This is a genomic window from Microbacterium kunmingense (assembly GCF_023155745.1).
Classification (GTDB): Bacteria; Actinomycetota; Actinomycetes; order Actinomycetales; family Microbacteriaceae; genus Microbacterium; species Microbacterium kunmingense.
Genome location: NZ_JAKNUS010000002.1, coordinates 415,814 through 436,417, shown reverse-complemented (window position 1 = coordinate 436,417; position 20,604 = coordinate 415,814). Strand labels below are relative to the sequence as shown.

General features: G+C 69.9%; 24 protein-coding genes. 13 read left to right on the top strand and 11 right to left on the bottom strand.

Features of this window, described 5'->3' with window-relative positions; all coding sequences use genetic code 11:
• Window positions 1–22 precede the first annotated feature (22 nt).
• Window positions 23–1,039, top strand: coding sequence for a LacI family DNA-binding transcriptional regulator (locus MA875_RS04895; protein ID WP_248240635.1), 1,017 nt, complete (start codon window positions 23–25; stop codon window positions 1,037–1,039).
• Window positions 1,040–1,042: 3 nt separating this feature from the next.
• Here the strand turns inward: MA875_RS04895 and MA875_RS04890 are convergent, their stop codons facing one another.
• Window positions 1,043–1,828 carry an IclR family transcriptional regulator gene (locus MA875_RS04890; protein WP_372492516.1) on the bottom strand — a complete coding sequence of 262 codons (786 nt, stop codon included), beginning with the start codon at window positions 1,826–1,828 and terminating at the stop codon, window positions 1,043–1,045.
• 52 nt (window positions 1,829–1,880) lie between these two features.
• On the opposite strand from MA875_RS04890, the gene hutH reads away from it, so the two are divergent.
• Genes hutH through hutI form a run of 3 tightly spaced genes read left to right on the top strand, consistent with a single transcriptional unit; the run spans window position 1,881 to window position 6,294 of the window.
• Entirely contained in the window at window positions 1,881–3,452 is a 1,572-nt protein-coding gene (gene hutH / locus MA875_RS04885; protein WP_248240678.1) for a histidine ammonia-lyase, read from the top strand.
• On the top strand, window positions 3,449–5,110 hold the full coding sequence (gene hutU, locus MA875_RS04880; protein WP_248240634.1) for a urocanate hydratase: 1,662 nt from the start codon (window positions 3,449–3,451) through the stop codon (window positions 5,108–5,110). The genes hutH and hutU overlap by 4 nt, the downstream gene beginning before the upstream one ends.
• Window positions 5,107–6,294 carry an imidazolonepropionase gene (hutI, locus tag MA875_RS04875; protein ID WP_248240633.1) on the top strand — a complete coding sequence of 396 codons (1,188 nt, stop codon included), beginning with the start codon at window positions 5,107–5,109 and terminating at the stop codon, window positions 6,292–6,294. Before hutU ends, hutI begins: the two co-directional genes overlap by 4 nt.
• A 7-nt stretch (window positions 6,295–6,301) precedes the next feature.
• Here the strand turns inward: hutI and MA875_RS04870 are convergent, their stop codons facing one another.
• From MA875_RS04870 to MA875_RS04845, 6 genes are read right to left on the bottom strand one after another with little or no spacing between them, the layout of a single operon-like run.
• A complete protein-coding gene (locus MA875_RS04870; RefSeq protein ID WP_248240632.1) occupies window positions 6,302–6,775 on the bottom strand; it encodes a SixA phosphatase family protein in 474 nt (157 codons plus the stop codon).
• Window positions 6,772–7,674, bottom strand: a complete 903-nt coding sequence (locus MA875_RS04865; protein WP_248240631.1) for an agmatinase family protein — start codon at window positions 7,672–7,674, stop codon at window positions 6,772–6,774. Before MA875_RS04865 ends, MA875_RS04870 begins: the two co-directional genes overlap by 4 nt.
• The gene (locus MA875_RS04860; protein ID WP_248240630.1) at window positions 7,671–8,018 is read right to left on the bottom strand and encodes a gamma-glutamylcyclotransferase family protein; all 348 of its coding nucleotides are present in this window, start codon (window positions 8,016–8,018) and stop codon (window positions 7,671–7,673) included. Before MA875_RS04860 ends, MA875_RS04865 begins: the two co-directional genes overlap by 4 nt.
• Window positions 8,019–8,044: 26 nt before the next feature.
• Window positions 8,045–9,316 carry a DUF445 domain-containing protein gene (locus tag MA875_RS04855; RefSeq protein ID WP_248240629.1) on the bottom strand — a complete coding sequence of 424 codons (1,272 nt, stop codon included), beginning with the start codon at window positions 9,314–9,316 and terminating at the stop codon, window positions 8,045–8,047.
• A 40-nt stretch (window positions 9,317–9,356) separates the two neighbouring features.
• Entirely contained in the window at window positions 9,357–10,508 is a 1,152-nt protein-coding gene (locus tag MA875_RS04850; RefSeq protein ID WP_372492523.1) for an acyl-CoA dehydrogenase family protein, read from the bottom strand.
• The gene (locus MA875_RS04845; protein WP_248240677.1) at window positions 10,502–11,281 is read right to left on the bottom strand and encodes an alpha/beta fold hydrolase; all 780 of its coding nucleotides are present in this window, start codon (window positions 11,279–11,281) and stop codon (window positions 10,502–10,504) included. The genes MA875_RS04850 and MA875_RS04845 overlap by 7 nt, the downstream gene beginning before the upstream one ends.
• Window positions 11,282–11,337: 56 nt before the next feature.
• Between MA875_RS04845 and MA875_RS04840 the strand changes: the two genes are divergently transcribed.
• Complete coding sequence (locus tag MA875_RS04840; RefSeq protein WP_124293689.1) at window positions 11,338–11,742, top strand: pilus assembly protein CpaE; 405 nt, start codon at window positions 11,338–11,340, stop codon at window positions 11,740–11,742.
• A gap of 22 nt (window positions 11,743–11,764) precedes the next feature.
• Here the strand turns inward: MA875_RS04840 and MA875_RS04835 are convergent, their stop codons facing one another.
• A complete protein-coding gene (locus tag MA875_RS04835) occupies window positions 11,765–12,970 on the bottom strand; it encodes an MFS transporter (RefSeq protein WP_248240626.1) in 1,206 nt (401 codons plus the stop codon).
• Window positions 12,971–13,310: 340 nt separating this feature from the next.
• Between MA875_RS04835 and nrdH the strand changes: the two genes are divergently transcribed.
• The 5 genes from nrdH to MA875_RS04810 all read left to right on the top strand — a co-directional run bounded on the left by nrdH (window position 13,311) and on the right by MA875_RS04810 (window position 17,550).
• Entirely contained in the window at window positions 13,311–13,544 is a 234-nt protein-coding gene (nrdH, locus tag MA875_RS04830; RefSeq protein ID WP_124293687.1) for a glutaredoxin-like protein NrdH, read from the top strand.
• A gap of 49 nt (window positions 13,545–13,593) precedes the next feature.
• The gene (gene nrdI / locus MA875_RS04825; protein ID WP_248240625.1) at window positions 13,594–14,028 is read left to right on the top strand and encodes a class Ib ribonucleoside-diphosphate reductase assembly flavoprotein NrdI; all 435 of its coding nucleotides are present in this window, start codon (window positions 13,594–13,596) and stop codon (window positions 14,026–14,028) included.
• Window positions 14,010–16,166, top strand: coding sequence for a class 1b ribonucleoside-diphosphate reductase subunit alpha (gene nrdE, locus MA875_RS04820; protein WP_248240623.1), 2,157 nt, complete (start codon window positions 14,010–14,012; stop codon window positions 16,164–16,166). Before nrdI ends, nrdE begins: the two co-directional genes overlap by 19 nt.
• A 30-nt stretch (window positions 16,167–16,196) precedes the next feature.
• Window positions 16,197–17,171 carry a class 1b ribonucleoside-diphosphate reductase subunit beta gene (gene nrdF, locus MA875_RS04815; protein ID WP_248240621.1) on the top strand — a complete coding sequence of 325 codons (975 nt, stop codon included), beginning with the start codon at window positions 16,197–16,199 and terminating at the stop codon, window positions 17,169–17,171.
• Window positions 17,172–17,325: 154 nt separating this feature from the next.
• Window positions 17,326–17,550, top strand: a complete 225-nt coding sequence (locus tag MA875_RS04810) for a DUF2188 domain-containing protein (RefSeq protein WP_248240620.1) — start codon at window positions 17,326–17,328, stop codon at window positions 17,548–17,550.
• Between the two features lie 18 nt (window positions 17,551–17,568).
• Here the strand turns inward: MA875_RS04810 and MA875_RS04805 are convergent, their stop codons facing one another.
• The 3 genes from MA875_RS04805 to MA875_RS04795 are packed head-to-tail and all read right to left on the bottom strand — an operon-like array spanning window position 17,569 to window position 19,667.
• On the bottom strand, window positions 17,569–18,681 hold the full coding sequence (locus MA875_RS04805) for a site-specific integrase (RefSeq protein WP_248240619.1): 1,113 nt from the start codon (window positions 18,679–18,681) through the stop codon (window positions 17,569–17,571).
• Window positions 18,682–18,732: 51 nt separating this feature from the next.
• Entirely contained in the window at window positions 18,733–19,212 is a 480-nt protein-coding gene (locus MA875_RS04800; RefSeq protein ID WP_248240618.1) for an ImmA/IrrE family metallo-endopeptidase, read from the bottom strand.
• A complete protein-coding gene (locus MA875_RS04795) occupies window positions 19,209–19,667 on the bottom strand; it encodes a phage regulatory CII family protein (protein WP_248240617.1) in 459 nt (152 codons plus the stop codon). The genes MA875_RS04800 and MA875_RS04795 overlap by 4 nt, the downstream gene beginning before the upstream one ends.
• An 88-nt stretch (window positions 19,668–19,755) precedes the next feature.
• Here MA875_RS04795 and MA875_RS04790 point away from each other — a divergent pair, with 88 nt between their 5' ends.
• From MA875_RS04790 to MA875_RS04780, 3 genes are read left to right on the top strand one after another with little or no spacing between them, the layout of a single operon-like run.
• Window positions 19,756–20,037 carry a helix-turn-helix domain-containing protein gene (locus MA875_RS04790; RefSeq protein WP_248240616.1) on the top strand — a complete coding sequence of 94 codons (282 nt, stop codon included), beginning with the start codon at window positions 19,756–19,758 and terminating at the stop codon, window positions 20,035–20,037.
• A complete protein-coding gene (locus MA875_RS04785; RefSeq protein ID WP_248240614.1) occupies window positions 20,034–20,273 on the top strand; it encodes a helix-turn-helix transcriptional regulator in 240 nt (79 codons plus the stop codon). The genes MA875_RS04790 and MA875_RS04785 overlap by 4 nt, the downstream gene beginning before the upstream one ends.
• Window positions 20,270–20,524 carry a hypothetical protein gene (locus MA875_RS04780; protein WP_248240612.1) on the top strand — a complete coding sequence of 85 codons (255 nt, stop codon included), beginning with the start codon at window positions 20,270–20,272 and terminating at the stop codon, window positions 20,522–20,524. Before MA875_RS04785 ends, MA875_RS04780 begins: the two co-directional genes overlap by 4 nt.
• Window positions 20,525–20,604 lie beyond the last annotated feature (80 nt).

The following is a 20,604-nucleotide window of genomic DNA, read 5'->3' as shown; positions in this document are numbered from 1 at the left end:
ATCGTTCAGACCGTGGGGGCGGATGATGGCCAAGGCACCGACCGTCGAAGATGTCGCCCGCCGTGCCGGGGTGTCGCGTCAGACGGTCTCAAACGTGATCAACACCCCCGCCATCGTGCGGGAGGAGACGCGGGAGCGCGTTCAGCGCGCCATCGACGAGCTGGCCTACCGCCCGCACGTCGCCGCACGGAGCCTGCGGACGCGCCGGAGCTCGACGATCGGTGTGCACATCGATCCCTTCACCGGCGGGATCTCGGGAGTGATCCTCGACCGCTTCATCCACGCCCTGACCGAGAACGCCAACGAGCGGGCGCTCCGGGTGCTCATCTACAGCGCGCGCAGCCGAGACGAGGAGATCGCGCGCCTGAGCGACCTCATCGACGGCGGTGAGATCGACGCGGCGGTGATCACCGGCACCGCGTTCGGCGACCCGCGCACCGGGTGGCTCGACGGCCGGGGGCTGCCCTACGCCGCGTTCGGCCGACCGTGGGGTGGGGGCGACGTCTGGCGATCGGGTCACTCCTGGGTCGACGTCGACGGTGCCGCCGGCACCCGAGCGGCGACCGTCCACGCCCTCGAGGCCTTCGGCGCGCGCGTCGCGTGGCTCGGGTGGCCGCCCGACGCGGGAACGGGGGATGACCGGGAGCGGGGGTGGCGCGAGGCGATGGGCGCGGCCGGGCTCGCCGGACCCGTCCTCCGGGTTCCCGACAGCGTCGCACAGGCGCGGAGCGTCGTGGCCGAGGCGCTCGCCGACCCGGCGCTGCGCGAGAAGATCGACGCGTTCGTGTGCGTGAGCGACGCCCTCGCCGTCGGAGCGCACCTGGCCGCTGTCGACACCGGCGCGACGCACGTGGGCCTGATCGGCTTCGACAACACCCCGGTCGCCGAGGCCCTGGGCCTGTCGAGCGTCGAGCAGGCGCCCGAGCTCGTCGCGGGTGCGGTGCTCGACCTCCTCACCGACGACTCCGGGCGGCGGATCTCCACTCGGGGGAGTGCGCCCGAGCGACTGCTCGTCGAACCGCGTCTCGTCGTCCGCTGACCTTCACCCGCCGATCCGACGCGACAGCGCGCCGGCGGTCTCGAGGACGGCGGCGGCGACATCGGGATGCCGCGGCGAGGCCTCCTCGGCCCAGGTTGCCGCGACGGCGGCGGCGGGCCACCCGGCGTGATCGCGCACCACGGCGGCGACCGACCGGAAGCCGAGGGTGACCTCGCCGTGCTCCTCGGCGACGCCCTGCGCACGCACGTCGCGGAGGATCCGCCGCAGTTCGCTGAGACGCCGCGGGCCCCGCCCGGTCCGGTCGGCGAACGTCGACGGGTCGGGGAAGAGGGCCCGCACCTGCGCGGGGGGAAGGGCGGCGAGCATCGCGCGCCCGGTCGCGGTGAGATGGGCGGGAAGGCGCACGCCCACTTCGGTCACCAGGGTCGGCCGCCCGGGCGCGCGCTCCTCGACGAGGTACAGCACGTCGCGGCCGCTCATCACCGCCAGATGCGCGCTCTCGCCGACACGGTCGGCCAGCCCCGCGACGAGGGGACGGCCCAGTCGGGCGAGAGGCTGCTGACGGGCGTATCCGCCGGCCAGCTCGAAGGCCGCGATCCCGAGGCCCCACCGCCGCTCCGCGGCGAGATGGACGACGAACCCGCGTCGCTCGAGGGTCGTCAACAGGTGGTAGACCGTCGAGCGGGGGAGCGCGAGCGCATCGGCGATCGTCCGCGCCGGCACGGGGCCGCGCTGACGGCCGAGGTGCGACAGGATCCGCAGCGCCTGATCGGCGGCGGGCACATGCGGCCGGCCCTCCGATGTCGAAATGTCTGAGATCACAGACACAGGATGCCACCAGGGCGTGGTGCGGCGCGATGACGCGGAGTGGAATCGGAACATGTCGCAGCTCAGCCACACGGAGGTGGTCGTCGGTGATCGCCCGCTGACGCCCGGAGAGGTCGTGGCGGTCGCCCGGCACGGGGCGAGGGTGGGCGTCTCCGTCGAGACCCTCGCTCGGGTCGACCGGACGCGCTCGCTCATCGAACGCCTCGCCGACGACCCCCACCCGCACTACGGCATCTCCACGGGCTTCGGGGCGCTCGCGACCACCTTCATCGCTCCCGAGCGTCGTCGCCAGCTGCAGGCGAGCCTCATCCGGTCGCACGCCGCGGGGACCGGCGCCGAGGTCGGGGAGGAGGTGATCCGCGCCCTCCAGCTCCTGCGGCTCCAGACGCTCGCGACCGGCCGCACCGGGGTGCGCTCCCACGTCGTCGAGGTCTACGCGGGGATGCTCAACGCGGAGATCACCCCGATCGTGCGCGAGTACGGCTCTCTCGGATGCTCCGGCGATCTCGCACCGCTCGCCCACGTCGCGCTCGCGGCGATGGGGGAGGGGGAGGTGCGGGTCGGCGGCGGAGAGGTCACCAGCGCGCGTGACGCGCTCGCCGCGGCATCCCTCACGCCTCTCGTCCTCGAGGAGAAGGAGGGCCTCGCCCTCATCAACGGCACCGACGGGATGCTGGGGATGCTGCTCCTCGCCGCCCACGACCTCGAGATGCTGCTCGACACCGCCGACATCGCCGCGGCGCTGTCGATCGAGAGCCAGCTCGGCACCGATGCCGTCTTCGCCGCCGACCTGATGGCGCTGCGACCCCACCCGGGACAGCGCGATTCGGCCGCTCACCTGCGGGCGCTGCTCGCCGGCTCCGACATCGTGGCCAGCCACCGCGATCCCGGGGCGTGCACGCGGGTGCAGGACGCCTATTCGCTCCGCTGCAGCCCGCAGGTGCACGGCGCCGCCCGCGACACGCTGGCCCACGCCCAGACCGTCGCCGCACGCGAACTCGCCGCCGCGATCGACAACCCCGTCGTCACACCGGACGGCCGGGTGGAGTCCAACGGCAACTTCCACGGGGCACCGATCGCCTTCGTGCTGGATTTCCTCGCGATCGCCGTGGCCGACGTGGCGTCGATCTCGGAGCGGCGCACCGATCGCGCGCTCGACGTGGCGCGGAATCAGGGCCTGCCGCCCTTCCTCGCCTCCGAGCCGGGCGTCGACTCGGGGTTCATGATTGCCCAGTACGCCGCCGCGGGAATCGTGTCGGAGCTGAAGCGCCTCGCTGCGCCCGCCTCGGTGGACTCCATCCCGTCCTCGGCGATGCAGGAGGATCACGTGTCCATGGGGTGGGCTGCGGCGCGGAAGCTCCGCCGTGCTGTCGACGGACTGGCGCGCGTGCTGGCGATCGAGGTCATGGTCGGGGTGCGCGCGCAGCAGCTGCGGGCGCCGCTCCGCCCGGCGCCCGCGACCGGCGCGGTCGCCGGTCTCGTGCGGGATGCCTGCGGCGGGCCCGGTCCCGACCGCTTCCTCTCGCCCGAGATCGAGGCGGTGACCGACCTCGTCGCCACCGGCGCCGTCGCCCGCGCCGCCGCATCCGCTTTCTCATCCGCCCCCTTGAAGGAGGACTCATGACCGATGTCCAGGCCCCTGCCCGCATGATCCGCGCGCCCCGCGGCGCCGAGCGCACCGCGAAGAGCTGGGGGGCGGAGGCCGCCAAGCGCATGCTCATGAACAACCTCGACCCCGACGTCGCCGAGCGCCCCGACGATCTCGTCGTCTACGGCGGCACCGGCAAGGCGGCCCGGTCGTGGGAGGCGTACGACGCCATCGTCCGCACGCTCGACGAGCTCGAGCCCGACGAGACGCTCCTTGTGCAGTCCGGAAAGCCGGTGGGCGTCTTCCGTACCCACGAGTGGGCACCCCGCGTGCTGATCGCCAACTCGAACCTCGTCGGCGACTGGGCGACCTGGCCGGAGTTCCGGCGGCTCGAGCACCTGGGTCTCACGATGTACGGCCAGATGACGGCCGGGTCGTGGATCTACATCGGCACGCAGGGGATCCTCCAGGGCACGTACGAGACGTTCGCCGCCGTCGCGCGGTCGCGGGGCCGCGACGATCTCGCGGGCACGCTGACCCTGACCGGGGGCTGCGGCGGCATGGGCGGGGCGCAGCCGCTCGCGGTGACGCTCAACGGCGGCGCGGTTCTCATCGTCGACGTCGATGAATCGCGTCTCGCGCGTCGCGTGGACCACCGCTACCTCGACGAGTACACCACCGACCTCGACGCCGCGGTGGCGCGGGTCGTGGCCGCCCGCGCGGCGGGGGAGGCGCTGTCGGTCGGTGTCGTGGGGAACGCCGCGGAGGTCTTCCCGGAGCTGCTGCGGCGCGGCACCCCGATCGACATCGTCACCGACCAGACCAGCGCCCACGACCCGCTGTCGTACCTGCCCGTCGGGGTCTCCGTCGACGACTGGCACGCCGAGGCCGAACGCGACCCGGCGGCGTTCACGCGTCGGGCTCGGGAGTCGATGGCGGCGCAGGTGGCCGCGATGGTCGGATTCCAGGATGCCGGGGCCGAAGTGTTCGACTACGGCAACTCGATCCGCGCGGAGGCGCAGCTCGGCGGCTTCGACGGCGCCTTCGCGTTCCCCGGCTTCGTGCCGGCCTACATCCGTCCGCAGTTCGCCGAGGGGCGTGGACCGTTCCGGTGGGTGGCGCTGTCGGGCGACCCCGAAGACATCCGCAAGACCGACCAGGCCGTGAAGGCGCTGTTCCCCGAGAACGCCGGACTCGTGCGCTGGCTCGACAAGGCCGGCGACGCCGTGCACTTCGAGGGGCTTCCGGCGCGGATCTGCTGGCTCGGCTACCAGGAGCGCCACCTCGCCGGGCTGAGGTTCAACGAGATGGTCGCCTCCGGCGAGCTCGCGGGGCCGATCGTCATCGGGCGCGATCACCTCGACGCCGGCTCTGTCGCCTCGCCCTACCGCGAGACGGAGGCGATGGCCGACGGCTCGGACGCGATCGCCGACTGGCCGCTGCTGAACGCGCTGCTGAACACCGCGTCGGGGGCGTCGTGGGTGTCGATCCACCACGGCGGCGGCGTGGGCATCGGGCGCTCGATCCACGCCGGACAGGTGACCGTCGCCGACGGCACGCCGCTCGCGGCGGAGAAGCTCGCGCGTGTGCTCGTCAACGACCCGGGGACCGGTGTCATGCGGCACGTGGATGCCGGGTATGACAGGGCGCGCGAGGTCGCGGCCGAGCGCGGGCTGAAGGTGCCGATGCCGTGACGGCGACGCTCATCACCAACATCGGCGAGCTGACGACCAACGTCGGCGCCGACGGCGATCCGTGCGGCACGCTCCGCGACGCGGCCGTGCTGATCGACGGCGGGCGGATCGTGTGGGTCGGGGAAGCAGCGGCGTCGGACGTTTCGTCTCGCTTCGCTCGCTCAACGACCGAGCGCGTGGATGCCGCGGGGCGGGCGGTGCTTCCCGGATTCGTCGACGCGCACACCCACCTGGTGTTCGGCGGCGATCGCGCGGGCGAGTTCGAGGCGCGCATGGCCGGCACGCCGTATTCCGCCGGTGGAATACGCTCGACGGTCGCGGCGACCCGCGCCGCCGGCGACGACGAGCTGCGTCGCCGCCTCGCCGGGTTCATCGACGAGATGCGCCGGCAGGGCACCACCACGGTGGAGATCAAGACGGGCTACGGGCTGAGCGTCGACGACGAGGAGCGTCTCGCGCGCCTCGCCGCCGAGGTCACCGACGAGGTGACCTTCCTCGGCGCGCACGTGATCCCGCCGGAGTACGCCGGTGACCGCGCGGGCTACGTCGACCTCGTGTGCGGGCCGATGCTCGAGCGCTGCGCGCCCTTCGCCCGGTGGGTCGACGTGTTCTGCGAGGACGGCGCCTTCACCGCGGCTGAAGCGCGCCGCGTCCTCGAGGCGGGCGTCGCTCGAGGCCTGGAGCCCCGGGTGCACGGAAACCAGCTCGCCGCGGGCCCGGGTGTCGCCGTCGCGGTCGGTCTCGGCGCAGCATCCGTCGATCACTGCACCTACCTCAGCGACACCGACATCGCCCTGCTCGCAGCGTCGGACACGGTTGCGACCCTGCTTCCCGGCGTGGAGTTCTCCACCCGCCAGCCCTACCCCGATGCGCGGCGACTCGTCGATGCCGGCGTCACCGTCGCCCTTGCCAGCGACTGCAATCCCGGGTCGAGCTTCACCAGTTCGATGCCCCTCATGATCGCCCTCGCGGTGCGCGAGATGGGGCTCACCGTCGCCGAGGCGGTGTGGGCGGCCACGGCGGGCGGCGCACGGGCGCTGCGTCGCGCCGACATCGGCGGCATCGCCCCCGGGATGCGCGCGGATCTGGTGCTCCTGGACGCGCCCTCGCGGACCCACCTCGCCTATCGCCCGGGTGTGCCGCTCGTCGCGGCGGTCTGGAAGGACGGCCGGCAGGTCGTGTGACGCCGCCTCAGCGCGGCGTGTCGAGGTGCCACTCGGTCGGGTCGACCGCGCCGACGACGGCCCAGTCGTCGTCATCCCACCGGAAGCGGGCCACCGCGCAGGTGGGCATCTCGCCGATGCCGCCGCCGGAGAGCGCCTCGGCGAGCTCGGTCATCCCGGGATTGTGCGCCACGAGCATCACCCGGCGCCGACCGCTCTGCGACGCGACGGCGAGGAGCGTCGACGGTGGGGCGCCATAGAGGTCGGGCACGAGGGTGACCGTGGTGGCGAGGGCAGCCGCGAAGGCGTCGGCGGTCGTTCGCGCGCGAAGCGCGGTGCTCGACAGCAGCGCTTCGGGGCGGAAACCCGTCTCGGCCAGGCGCGCGGCCATCCGCGGAGCGTCCCGGGTGCCCCGCTCGTTGAGCGGCCGGTCGTGATCGCGCAGGCCCGGGTCACCCCAGTCCGATTTCGCGTGCCGTGCCAGCACCAGCTCGATGGTCATCGGGTCGCCCTCCCCGCCAGAAGCTCCAGGACGCACAGCGCGGCCAGCCGCACCGTTCGACCGTCGTCGGTGTCGGCGGTCGCGTCGATCTCGACGATATCGGCCGAGACGAGGGCATCGGAGGACCCCGCGGCCCTCACGAGCGTGCGGAGCTCATGGGCGCTCAGTCCCCCCGGCACCGACGCGGGGCAGGCCGGTGCGACCGCGCGGTCGCACACATCGACGTCGATGTCGAGGTGCACACCCCCCGCCCCGTCGCCGGCGATCGAGAACGCCTCGGCCATGAGGTCTGCGGCAGGGCGGCGACGGGCGTCGTCGAGGGTGATCACGGTGATGCCGAGCTTCGCCGCGCGGGCGAGGTAGGCGGGGGAGTTGGCGAAGTCGGCGATGCCGATCTGCACGATGCGGCGCGGGTCGAGTCCGTCCTCGACGAGACGGCGCACCGGCGAGCCGTTCGACCTGCCGTCGCGGAGGTCGAGGTGCGCGTCGAGGGTGACGAGGCCGCCGGCCGCCGCCCCCCGGGCGACCGGGACGGTCGCGGCGTTGTCGCCGCCGAGCGCGACCACGAGCGCGCCGCGGGTGACGAGGTCCGACACGGCGCGGCGAACGCGCGCCTCGCCCTCATCGCCGTCGGGCTCCGTGACGTCTCCGGCGTCGACGATCGCGAGGGCCGCATCGAGATCGACGGCGGGTGGTCCGATCAGCGTCGGACTGTAGCGACGGAGCGCCTCGCGCACGGCGGCGGGTGTGGCGTGCGCGCCGGTGGCCGAGAGCGAGGTGCGCCAGGTCGGTACGCCCAGGAGAGCGACATCGACGGGCTCGGACGCCTCCGCCGGGTCGTGGGCGGACGGCCAGTCACCGGCCCGCGGCCAGAGGGGGTCGTGGAAGAGGGCGCTCACACCGACACGTACACCCAGGCGACCCGGCCGCTGGCAAGCGGCGCCGAGATCCGGCGGTACAGCGACACCTCGTACTCGTCGGCGGCGTCGAGCTCGTCCTCGCTCACGTGCAGCACCTTCCCCACCACCTTGTCGAGGGGGTTCCCGGTCGGACGCACGATCGGGTGCACCGCGTGCCCCGAGACATCCACCACCCGTTCGTCGACGATCTCGGCGTAGTCGACCGTGAAGCCGGGCAGGATGTCGGGCTCGGCCTCGACGATCCTGCCGAAGGTGTCCAGCTGCACCTCGGGCTGCTGGAGCGTGCCGTAGCTGAAGAGCAGTTCGCCGCCCACCGATTCCACGCGCTCACTGTAGCGCCGGAGGGCCGTCATCCCCAGATGGCACGGGCGATCGTGTAGATGACCAGGCCCGCCAGCGACCCCACGATGGTGCCGTTCAGGCGGATGTACTGCAGGTCGCGGCCCACCATGAGCTCGATCTTCTCGGTCGTCTCCTCGGGGTCCCACTTCTCGACGGTGTCGGTGATGATCGAGGCGATGTCGTGACGGTACCGATCGACGAGGAACACCGCGGCCTCGGTCACCCACCCGTCGGCGCGCTGCTGCAGCGCCGCGTCGGTCACGAGGCGCTCGCCGATGTCGGCCAGCGCGTCGGCGAGGCGCCGGCGCAGGCCGCTGTCGGGGTCGTCGAGGGCCGCCAGCAGGCCGGACTTCGCCGTGCCCCACGCCTGAGCGGCCAGCTCGCGCACCCGCGGGCTGTCGAACACCGCCGACTTGGCGTCCTCGAGCCGGCCGATCGTGGCCGGGTCGGTCTGCAGGTTGTGGGCGAGGCGCTCGAGGTAGCCGTCGATCGCGTGCCGCGCAGGATGGTCGGGGTCTGCCCGCACCGCGGCGACGAACTTCACGGCCTCGTTGTAGACGGTGTCGTCCACCAGCCGCTGCGCGATCCGGGGCACCCAGGCCGGGAGGCGGCGCGAGACCAGTCCCTCGAAGGCGACGCGGTTGGCCGCCAGCCAGTGCTCGATGGTCTCGGCGGCGAGATCGACAGCGCCGTGATGGGCGCCGGCGTCGATGACCCGCTCGAGCCACGCGCCGACCGGCGGTCCCCACTCGGGAACGAGCACGTGCTCGCGCGCGAGCTCCTCGATCACGTCGCGCACGTCGTCATCGCTCAGGGCACGGAGCACGCCGGCCGCGATCACCGACGCCTCCGAGCCGACCCGCGAGGCGTGCTCGGGCCGGCGGAGCCACTCCCCGGCGCGCCGGGAGATGTGGGTGGCCGCCAGCTTCGTGCGCACCACATCGCCGCGCAGGAACTCCGTCTCGACGAACTCCCCGAGCGTGCGGCCGATCTCGTCCTTGCGCTTGGGGATGATCGCCGTGTGGGGGATGGGAAGACCGAGCGGATGCCGGAACAGCGCCGTCACCGCGAACCAGTCGGCCAGCGCCCCCACCATGCCGCCTTCGGCGGCCGCGCGGACGTAGCCCAGCCACGGCACCTGCTCCTGGAGCGAGAACGCCACCGCGAACACCACCGCCATCGCCAGGAGCGCGCCCAGGGCCACGGCCTTCATGGTGCGCAGGCCCCTGCGTCGCTGCTGATCGGCGGGACTCAGGAGAGCCGTCGGGGTGCGTGCCATCCGGTCATCCTCGCACGCGTCTGTGTGCGGATCGCGAGAGTCAGGCGGGTGTCTCCAGGGGCCCGAGCCACGCCGTGGCGGCGGTGGAGTGCGCCGACTCGGGGTCGGAGGGATGGAAGACGCCGGCGGCGACGTCGCGGTACAGCCGCGACAGTTCCGACCGCGCGAAGAACGACGACCCGCCCGCGACGATGAGCGCCTCGTCGACGACGGCCTTCGCCGTCGTGACCGCGCGGTGCTTCAGGCCCGACAGCAGCGAGAACCACCGCCCGGCGTGATCGACGCCGTCGGCGAGATCGCGGCAGAGCGCGTCGATCTGCGGGGGGAGCGCGTCGTACGCGATGGCCATGTCGGCCACCTGCCAGCGCAGACGCGGGTTCTGGCTGTCCTTCCGCGTCGCGGCGGCGACGGCGAGGTCGAGGCCGCGACGGGCGATGCCGGTGTACACCGAGGCGATGAGCACCTCGAAGACGCTGAAGATGCCGAACACGAGGGGATCGGGCTGCGGGCCCGGCGGCAGGCGCCTGACCACCCGCTCGGGCGGCGCCACCGCTTCGTGCAGCTCGGTCGTGCGCGATTGCGTGGCCCGCATGCCGAGGGTGTCCCAGTCGTCGCGGATGTGCGCCCGTCCCGCCTCCTCCTCGCTCCGGGGGACGAAGGCGTAGACGATGCGCGGGGCGTCTGGCGAGCGGGTGTCGAGACCGTGGAGGCCGAGCTGCGTCCACGCGGGGGACAGGGTGGTGAAGATCTTCGTGCCGGTGAAGGCGTACCCGCCGTCCGGCCGGGGGTCGGCGTCGGTATCGCTGCCGAAGAGGACGAGGTCGTTGCCGGCCTCGCTGATGCCGAAGGCGAAGACCTCGCCGGCCGCCGCGCCCTCGAGCACGAAGCGCAGGTCGTCGCTGCCGCGGTCGGACAGCTGGCGCGCGACGCCCGTCCACACCAGGTGCATGTTGATCGCGAGCGCCGTCGCGGGCGCGGCGGTGGCCAGTCGCTGCTGGAGGCGGGCGACGTCGGCGAGGCTCAGCCCTCGGCCCCCGAGGTCCTCGGGGACGAGGAGGGCGAGGTATCCGATCTCGCGGAGCTCGTCGAGATCGGCCGCGGGGAAGGTGTTCTCGCGATCGTGGACCGCGGCGCGCTCGCGGAACCGCTCGAGAAGCTCCGGCGGCAGGATCGTCTCGAGTTCGGTCACGATCCCATTGTCCGTCGCTCCCGCAGCACCCGGCGCAGCTCTGCGATGGTCTCCTCGGGCTTGTCACGGTGCGGCGAGTGTCCGGCGCCGGCGACCACCGTCATCCGGACCCGGTCGTTGCTCGCGAGCACCTCGCTCGCGAGCGGGCCGTCGAAGATGCTGTACACGGTCGGGTCGGCGGCGAGGATGTCGACGTCGATGTCCAGACGCGCGACGGCCTCGCGCACGTCCCACGCGGGGTTCTGCAGGCTCGTCTGCTCGACCGCCCAGCGACTGGCCTGGCGCGCCGCGAGGGCTTTCAATTCGATGTCGTGCGGATGCCACCGGGGGTGCGCCGCGCGCACGGCCGACTCGGTCGGGTCGGCGAAGGCCTCCTCCTGGCTGCGACGCACGACCTCCCGGTCGTGGTCGGAGAGGTGGATGGCGGGATCGACGAGGACGACGCGACGGGTCCATCCGGGTGCCTCCGCCGCGGCCAGGGCGGTCGCCGCCCCGCCGAGCGAGTGGCCGATGACGAGGTCCCAGGTCGGCTCGCCGTGAGCGGGGAGGGCGTGGACGAGATCGGCCGCGTAGGCGGGGATCGAATAGTCGAGCACGCGCGGGGCCGCGCCGTGTCCGCGCAGATCGACGGCGTCCGCGCGCCAGCCGTCCTCGGCCAGCGCCACCCCGTAGCGCCACATCAGCGCGGCGGTGGAACCCAGGCCGTGGACGAGAAGGGCCCGCCGCGTCGCGCGCGGCTCACCCCAGGAGATGCGGGGAAGAGTCACCGGGAACATCACGCTCTTCAGCGTAAGCGGGCCCCGCCGCCTCGGCGTGGCGGATGATGGAGGGCATGATCTCGACCGACCTCGCCCTCGAGCTGCGCGCGGCGGGTCTCGTGTGGCATCCGACCTCGGGTGATCGCTTCCAGCTCGACGAACCCGAGTTCGATGCCGACGTCTTCACCGTCAGCGAGATGACGATCGAACCGCGTGACTATCCCACCGGTCGCATCCTCGCCTTCAACGGGACGACCGAGTGGGCCCTCGACTCCGTCGCGCTCGAAGACGCCCTGTGGCTGCCGCACGAGAGTCAGCTGCGGGAGCTCCTGCGCGGGGCGTTCCGGTCGCTGCGCCGACTCGTGGACACCCACCAGGTGGAGATCGAACTGGGCGGCGACGTCATCGTGTTCGAGCACCCCGAACCCGCCGACGCCTACGCGCTCGCGGTCTTGGAGCTGCTGCGTCGCATCCAGTAGCGCGCCGGCCCGCGGCATCCGCTCAGGTGATCGTGGAGACCGGTTCGGTGTCGGGGATCGGGCTGGCGTCCCGCCCGCGGAGATCGGGAAACCCGCGGACGAAGACCACCGCGACGAGGAAGCCGACGCCCGCGAACCCCGCCGCGGCGATGTACGCGCCCTGCGGCCCGACGCCGTCGATCAGGAAGCCGGCGACCGCCGACCCCGCTGCCGCGCCGATGAGCTGCCCGGTGCCGATCCAGCCGTAGGCCTCGGCGGTCTCGCTGAACTTCACACTCGCCGAGGTCATCGCGAAGAGCACCGCCAGGGCCGGCGCGATCCCGATCCCGGCGAGGAACAGGGTGCCGCCGAGCCACCAGACATCGAGGGAGATCAGGGCGAGGAGGAGACCGAGGGTGAAGATCCCCATCCGGCGCGCCATCGCCCACGGGCCGATCGGGATGTGGCCGAAGCCCAGCCCGCCGGCGAGGCTCCCGATAGAGAAGACGGCCAGGACGAGCCCCGCCTCCAGTCCGCTGTGACCGAAGGTCGCCACGACGCCGGCCTCGACCGCCGCGCAGCCGCCGATCAGGAGGAACCCGATGACCGTGGCCAGGAGCACCGGCGGCTTGGTGAGCACCTTGCCGATGCTGCGGCGGCTCCGCGGGATGCGGACCCGCCCGACCTCGGGAGACAGGATGAACCACAGGCCGCCGCCGACGAGGATCACCACGATGAGGATGAGCGCCTCGACGGTGCCGATCTGGGTCGCCACGAAGGTCACGAGGACCGGGGCGATGATCCAGATGATCTCCTGCAGGGAGGCGTCGAGCGAGAACAGCGGCGTGAGCTGGCGGGAGTTGACCATCTTCGGGTAGATCGTGCGCACCGCCGACTGGACCGGGGGCGTGGACAGTCCCGCTACGAGGCCGAGCGCCATGTAGGCGGGAAGCGGCATCTCCACCAGCGCCAGCGTCGCGATCGCCACCGCGCAGATCGCCAGGGTGATCGACAGCACCCGGCGCATGCCCCACAGCCCCATCCAGCGGCTCGTCACGGGGCCCGCCACCGCCTGACCGACGGAGGTCGCGGCCAGCACGAGGCCGGCCGCTCCGTAGGATCCGGTCACCTGCTCGATGTGAAGGAGGACGGCAAGGCTCGTCATGCCGTTGGGGAACCGGGCGGTCAGCTGTGCGGCGATGATGCGCGCCACTCCGGGTGTGCGCAGAAGGTCTCGATATCCCGCCACCCCACCACGGTAGTGCGACACGCCGCGACACGCCGTCGGCGTCTGTCCACAGGAAATCGGATGTCGGAACCCCTGAATACCGTCCTCCCTGTGGAGGAGTTCTCGGAGCGGTTCGGAAAGCCGCGCGAATCCGGGCTTTCCGATCGCGGAACGGGCGGGCCGCCTGTGGATGAAACGGTGGACAACCTGTGTTGTACATGGGGATGACGGTGAGAAAACTACACGGATGTAACTACTATCCCTAGTGGTGCTATCCGATGTCGGCACCCATATGTAGTATTGGTCTCCCGGTGGGGGTCACCGGAGGAATCACCCGAGAACGAGGGGAGAACGGATCGACATGGCGATCACCGTTTACACCAAGCCGTCCTGCGTGCAGTGCACCGCGACCTACCGTGCGCTGGACTCGAAGGGCATCGAATACGAGGTCCACGACCTCTCCGAGGACCCGGCCGCGCTCGAGCAGGTCAAGGCCCTCGGCTACCTCCAGGCGCCCGTCGTCATCACCGACGAGGACCACTGGTCGGGCTTCCGTCCCGACAAGATCGACGAACTGGCGTCGCGCCTGGCCTGAGCCCGGCGTCACGTCGGGGACCCGCGAGGATCGAGCCCAGGAGGCAACGGTGAGCGCACTGGCGACCTCTGCCCCGCTCCTGGTCTATTTCTCCAGCGTGTCGGGCAACACCGCACGCTTCATCCAGAAGCTCGACCTCCCCGCCATCCGCATCCCGATCACCGCCTCCGAACCGACCCCGGTCGTGGACGAGCCCTTCGTTCTCGTGACCCCCACCTACGGGGGAGGCCAGGGACGCGGTGAAGAGAAGGGCGCGGTTCCCAAGCAGGTCATCCGTTTCCTCAACGACGAGCGGAACAGACGACTTCTGCGCGGAGTGATCTCCGCGGGCAACAGCAACTTCGGCGAGTCGTTCTGCCTCGCCGGCGAGATCATCAGCCGCAAGTGCCGGGTGCCGCACTTGTACCGGCTCGAAGTATTCGGCACGCCTGAAGACGTGGCACGCGTCAGCGATGGATTGGAACGATGGTGGAAGCTGCACTGACCGAGAAGGACTTCAAGACCGACGCGCGATTCGAGGGCCTGGACTATCACGCCCTGAACGCGATGCTGAACCTGTACGGACCGGACGGGAAGATCCAGTTCGACGCCGACAAGCGCGCGGCGCGGGAGTACTTCCTGCAGCACGTGAACCAGAACACGGTGTTCTTCCACTCGCTCAAGGAGCGGCTGGACTACCTCGTGGAGAAGGAGTACTACGAGCCCGCCGTGCTCGAGAAGTACCCCTTCGAGTTCATCCAGCAGCTCAACGACCTCGCCTACGGCAAGAAGTTCCGCTTCGAGACCTTCCTCGGCGCGTTCAAGTACTACACCAGCTACACGCTGAAGACCTTCGACGGCAAGCGGTACCTCGAGCGCTTCGAGGACCGCGTGGTCATGACCGCGCTCGGACTCGCCGACGGCGACCAGGCGCTCGCCGTGCAGCTGGTCGAGGAGATCATCTCCGGACGCTTCCAGCCGGCCACGCCGACCTTCCTCAACACCGGGAAGGCGCAGCGCGGCGAGCTCGTGTCGTGCTTCCTCCTCCGCATCGAAGACAACATGGAGTCGATCGCCCGCGGCATCAACTCCGCTCTGCAGCTGTCCAAGCGCGGCGGCGGTGTGGCACTGCTGCTGTCGAACATCCGCGAGGCCGGGGCGCCGATCAAGCAGATCGAGAATCAGTCCTCGGGCATCATCCCCGTGATGAAGCTCCTCGAAGACAGCTTCAGCTACGCCAACCAGCTCGGCGCCCGTCAGGGTGCGGGCGCGGTCTACCTCTCGGCCCACCACCCCGACATCCTGCGGTTCCTCGACACCAAGCGGGAGAACGCCGACGAGAAGATCCGCATCAAGACGCTGTCGCTGGGCGTGGTGATCCCCGACATCACCTTCGAACTCGCGAAGAACGACGAGGACATGTACCTCTTCTCGCCCTACGACGTCGAGCGCGTCTACGGCGTGCCCTTCGGCGACATCTCCGTGACCGAGAAGTACCGCGAGATGGTCGACGACGCCCGCATCAAGAAGACCAAGATCAACGCGCGCGAGTTCTTCCAGACCCTCGCAGAGATCCAGTTCGAGTCGGGTTACCCGTACATCATGTTCGAGGACACGGTGAACAAGGCCAACCCGATCAAGGGTCGGATCAACATGTCCAACCTGTGCTCGGAGATCCTGCAGGTCAACACCCCCACGACCTACAACGAGGACCTCTCCTACGCCCAGATCGGCAAGGACATCTCGTGCAACCTGGGGTCGATGAACATCGCGCTGGCGATGGACGGGGGCAACCTCGGCCAGACGGTCGAGACCGCCATCCGGGCGCTGACGGCGGTGAGCGACCAGAGCCACATCCGCTCGGTCCGCTCGATCGAGGACGGCAACGACCGCTCGCACGCCATCGGCCTCGGGCAGATGAACCTCCACGGCTTCCTCGCGCGTGAGCACATCCACTACGGCTCGGAAGAGGGCCTGGACTTCACGAACATCTATTTCTACACGGTGCTCTTCCACGCCCTGCGCGCATCGAACCGCCTCGCCATCGAGCGCGGCACCACCTTCGACGGGTTCTGGGACTCGACCTACGCGTCGGGGGAGTTCTTCGACAAGTACACCGAGCAGGTCTGGGCGCCCGCCACGGATCGGGTGAAGGAGCTGTTCGCCGAGATCCCCGTTCCCACCCAGGACGACTGGCGCGAGCTGAAGGCGAGCATCCAGCAGCACGGCATCTACAACCAGAACCTGCAGGCCGTGCCGCCCACCGGCTCGATCTCGTACATCAACAACTCGACCTCCTCGATCCACCCGATCGCGTCGAAGATCGAGATCCGCAAGGAAGGCAAGCTCGGCCGCGTCTACTACCCGGCGCCGTTCATGACGAACGAGAACCTCGAGTACTACGAAGACGCGTACGAGATCGGCTACGAGAAGGTCATCGACACGTACGCCGCGGCGACGCAGCACGTCGACCAGGGGCTGTCGCTGACGCTGTTCTTCAAGGACACCGCGACCACGCGCGACATCAACCGGGCGCAGATCTACGCCTGGAAGAAGGGCATCAAGACCATCTACTACATCCGCCTGCGGCAGATGGCGCTCGAGGGAACCGACATGACCGAGTGCGTCAGCTGCATGCTGTGACCCTCTGATCAGGACTTTTTAGGAGACATGATGGCTGAGAAGCTACAACTGCTCAACCGGGTCCAGGCGATCAACTGGAACCGCATCCAGGACGACAAGGACCTCGAGGTCTGGAACCGCCTGGTGAACAACTTCTGGCTGCCCGAGAAGGTGCCACTGTCCAACGACATCCAGTCGTGGAACACGCTGACCCCTCAGGAGCAGACCCTCACCATGCGGGTCTTCACCGGGCTGACGCTCCTGGACACCATTCAGGGCACGGTCGGCGCGGTCTCGCTGATCCCCGACGCGATCACTCCGCATGAGGAGGCGGTGTACACCAACATCGCGTTCATGGAATCGGTGCACGCCAAGAGCTACTCGTCGATCTTCTCGACGCTGTGCTCGACGCCCGAGATCGACGACGCCTTCCGCTGGTCGGTGGAGAACGAGAACCTCCAGAAGAAGGCTCGGATCGTCATGGACTACTACCGAGGTGACGAGCCGCTCAAGCGCAAGGTGGCGTCGACCCTGCTGGAGTCGTTCCTGTTCTACTCGGGGTTCTACCTGCCTCTGTACTGGTCGTCCAAGGCGAAGCTGACGAACACGGCCGACATCATCCGCCTCATCATCCGCGACGAGGCTGTGCACGGGTACTACATCGGCTACAAGTTCCAGCGTGGTCTGGAGCTGCTGGATGACGCGGCGCGCCAGGACATCAAGGACTACGCGTTCTCGCTCCTGTACGAGCTGTACGACAACGAGATCCAGTACACCCAGGATCTGTACGACGAGGTCGGCCTCACCGAGGACGTGAAGAAGTTCCTCCACTACAACGCCAACAAGGCGCTGATGAACCTCGGCTACGAGGCGATGTTCCCGGCGACCGTCACCGACGTGAACCCGGCGATCCTGTCGGCGCTCTCACCGAACGCCGACGAGAACCACGACTTCTTCAGCGGGTCGGGCTCGTCGTACGTCATCGGCAAGGCCGTCGCGACCGAGGACGACGACTGGGACTTCTGAAGTACCTGATCAAACGCGATTTCATCGGATAGCACAATGAACACAGAGGCCCCCGCCCGCAGCTCACGCCGAGCCGCGGACGGGGGCCTTGACCACGTTCTGCCCACATTTGCGAGCAGACGACAACACCCGAAACGATGGGAAGGATCAGAGCATGGCCAAGGGTGACATCTCTACCTACAACGAGGACGGCGTCTGGAAGTCGAAGGTGGAGGGCAGCTCGCGTGCCGCCCACGTCGGCGGAACGAAGGCTGAGCAGCAGGCGGTTGGCCGCCAGATGGCACAGGATCGCGGCGTGGAGCACACCATCCGCAAGATGGACGGCACGATCGGCGAGAAGAACTCCTACGGGAACGACCCCAACCCCCCGAAAGGCTGACTGTCCGGGCGCGGGCGGCTACCCGACGGCTGCCGTCCGCGCCTCGCTCATCGCCACCGCGACGGCTTCGAGGTCGTCGTCGAACAGGTCGGCGTAGACGTCGAGCGTCATGGCCGCGGAGGCGTGCCCAAGCATTCGCTGCACGGCTTTCACGTTCGCGCCGGCAGAGATAGCTAGCGACGCCGCCGTGTGCCGCAGGTCGTGCGGGGTGATCGTCGGGAAGCTCGTGTCGACGGCCTGGCACGCCGTCACGGCCTTGACGAACCATCCCGAGGTGCGGTGCGGGTACGTCATTGGCGAGGCCCCGCCGGAGAACACGAACCCGTCGCGGCCCTTTCCCTCGCAGAGCTTCGCGATCGGCTTCACGAGGAAGAGCGGGATGGGCACCTCGCGTGACTCACCGTGCTTCGGCGTCCCGATCTCGTAGACGCCCTTCACGAGCACCGCGTTCTCTTCGATCAGCATCCGTCGACGGAGCATGTCGAGGTGCCGCACCCGGAGCGCCGACACCTCGCCCCACCGGAGGCCGGCGTACGCGAGCAGCAGCATCAGCGTCTCGTGCCCGGGCGCGGCGGCCGCGAGCTGCTCGACCTGCTCGTGCGTGAGGTATCGCTTCGGCTTCGACTTCTTCGCCGGCAGCGGGACGCCCTTCGTCGGCGACGAGCGGATGATCCCGTCGCGCTCGGCGATCGCGAGGACGCTCGACAGGACGAACACGCATCGTCGAACCGTCTGCGCGCCAAGGGCCTTCCGGTCGTCGGTAGTGACCATCAGCGAGCTCACCCAATCCTCGACCTCGGATGCCCGGATGCTGGCGACGCCTCGAGCGCCCCACTTCGGCTCGACGTGCACGCGCCAGGTCGTCTCCATCGTGTTCCGACTCGACGGCTTCAGGCGAGCCAGGCGGCCGCTCTTCCACTGCTCGCCGAACATCGTCACGGTCTTCTTGCCGAGCGAGGGATCGAGGTAGCCGCCGGTCGCCTTCGAGACGGTCACCTCCGCGAGGTACGTCTCGGCCTCACGTTTCGTCTTGAAGCCGCGCTTGTCCGTCTGCTGCCCGTCGGGCTTGCGGTAGCGGACGCGGTACCGCTTCCCCTGAGCGCTGTCATAGGGCGTGATCGACCCAGCCATGTCAGGCCGCCGTTTCGCGCGCCGTAGAGGCGCACGCGGCCGGAGCGGGCATCACGAGGCGACCTCGTCGCGGTGCAGCCAGTTGCCGGCGCCCATCTTCGACTTCGTGTAGACGAGGTTGGGCTCATCGACGGGCTCGACCTCGATGCGGAGAAGCAGCGACCGATACGTCTCGACGATGCTGCGGACTACGCCGAGATCCTGCGCGATCGCCCCCGCGTGACCCTCGTGGAGGGCCTCCGCGCGACGGTACTCGTCCCGGTCAATCAGCCGGAGCGCCGCCCACTCCTCAGCCCGACGCTCCTGCTTCGCGTGCACTGGGCCGAACTTGCTCGGCACATCGCCGAAGACCGCGTGCGCCAGCTCGTGCGCCAGCACGGAGCGGTGCAGCCTCGCGGACATCCCGCGTCGCAGCCGGATGACGTTGTGCTTGTAGCGGTACTCACCGTCGCGATCGGGCGGGAGCAGTGCGTACTCGATGCGGACGCCGATCATGGCGGCGATCGCCTCGAGGTGCGTGTCGATCGTCACTCTCGGTCCTCCCCGCTCTCCGGATCCGCCGGCCGCGCAACAGCTTCCAGATCTTCCTCCGAACCTCCGACATCGGCGGCCTGGAAGCGGCCGTGCCCGACGACGTTGCTCGCGGTAGCGACGGCCGCGCTGATCGGCGCATCGAAGAGCACCGAGCCGGAGACTCCGAGCCTGCGTCCCACCTCGACGATCAGTTCTTCCTCCGTCGCCGAGCGGAGCGCCGTGTCGATGTCGCTCACGCCAAGGTCGCTCGCGTTCAGGTGGCCGAGCTGCACAAGGTCGGCGAGCACGGGGCGGCCGTACGCGCGGGAGATGTCTCGCACCGCCTCCCACGTGAGCTGGTCGAGGTTCACCTGGCGATTGAGGGTGCCCTGGTTCATGCCTACGCGACGAGCGACCTCTCGGATCGAGTCCGTCCCGCGGACGTCGTCCAGCCACTTCATGCTCAAGTTCATGTCTCAATCATGAGACACAACCGTCCGACACACAAGTCATTTGTTCCTCTGACTTGACACTTCCCCGAACGCGGCGCACAGTTGACGCATGAATCGGACAGATGAGCAGTTGGTGAGTCAGCCCACCGCGATCAAGATCCGCCCGGGCCTCCTGGACCGACTGAAGGACACCGCCGGCATCCGCAGCGACGACGCCTTCGCGCGCCTCATCGGGATCAGCCGGGCGACGCTCGCCGACCTGAAGAAGGGCAACGAGCCGAGCCTCCGCACGGTCGTCGGGATCGCTCAAGCGTTCGGCCTGGCGATGGGCGAGGTCGTCGTCGTCAGCGAGAGGGCCGACGCCGAAGAGCTGGTCCCGGTCGCGTCATGAGCGCCCCCGCGAACGTCACCAGGATCCGTCCGGCCGCCGCTGCGCCGGTGTTCCTTTCGCCGGAGCAGGTCTGCGAGCTGGTGCCGGTCCTGACGCCCCGCGACCTCGAAGACATGCGGTCGAACAACACGGGCCCCGCGTACTCGCGCCCCACCCCTCGCAAGGTCGTCTACCTCGAAGCCGACGTGCGGGCCTGGGTGCAGTCGAAGCGTCACGCCACGAGGGAGCAGTCTTGAACCTTTTGCGCTGGCTCTCGCTCGTGCTCTTCCTCGCCGTCATGGCGGCGTTCTTCTACGGCCACCGCTCGTGGGAGCTGCTGGCGGCCGCGCTCGTCCTCGCCGGCGTCCTCTTCTGGACCTGCGGTGCCGGCGTCATCTTCACCCGCTCCTTCTGGCTCAGCGACGACCCCGAGGTCGACGCCCACTGCTCGCGCATCGACGCCGAGCTCTCGGCGATCGAACGGGAGTACCGCCACAGCCGCCCCTGACTTCAAGTCCCACTTCTTTCACTCCACCCCATCCGAGGAACCCACCATGCAGCAGCAGCCCGAGGTCACCGACCTCCAGA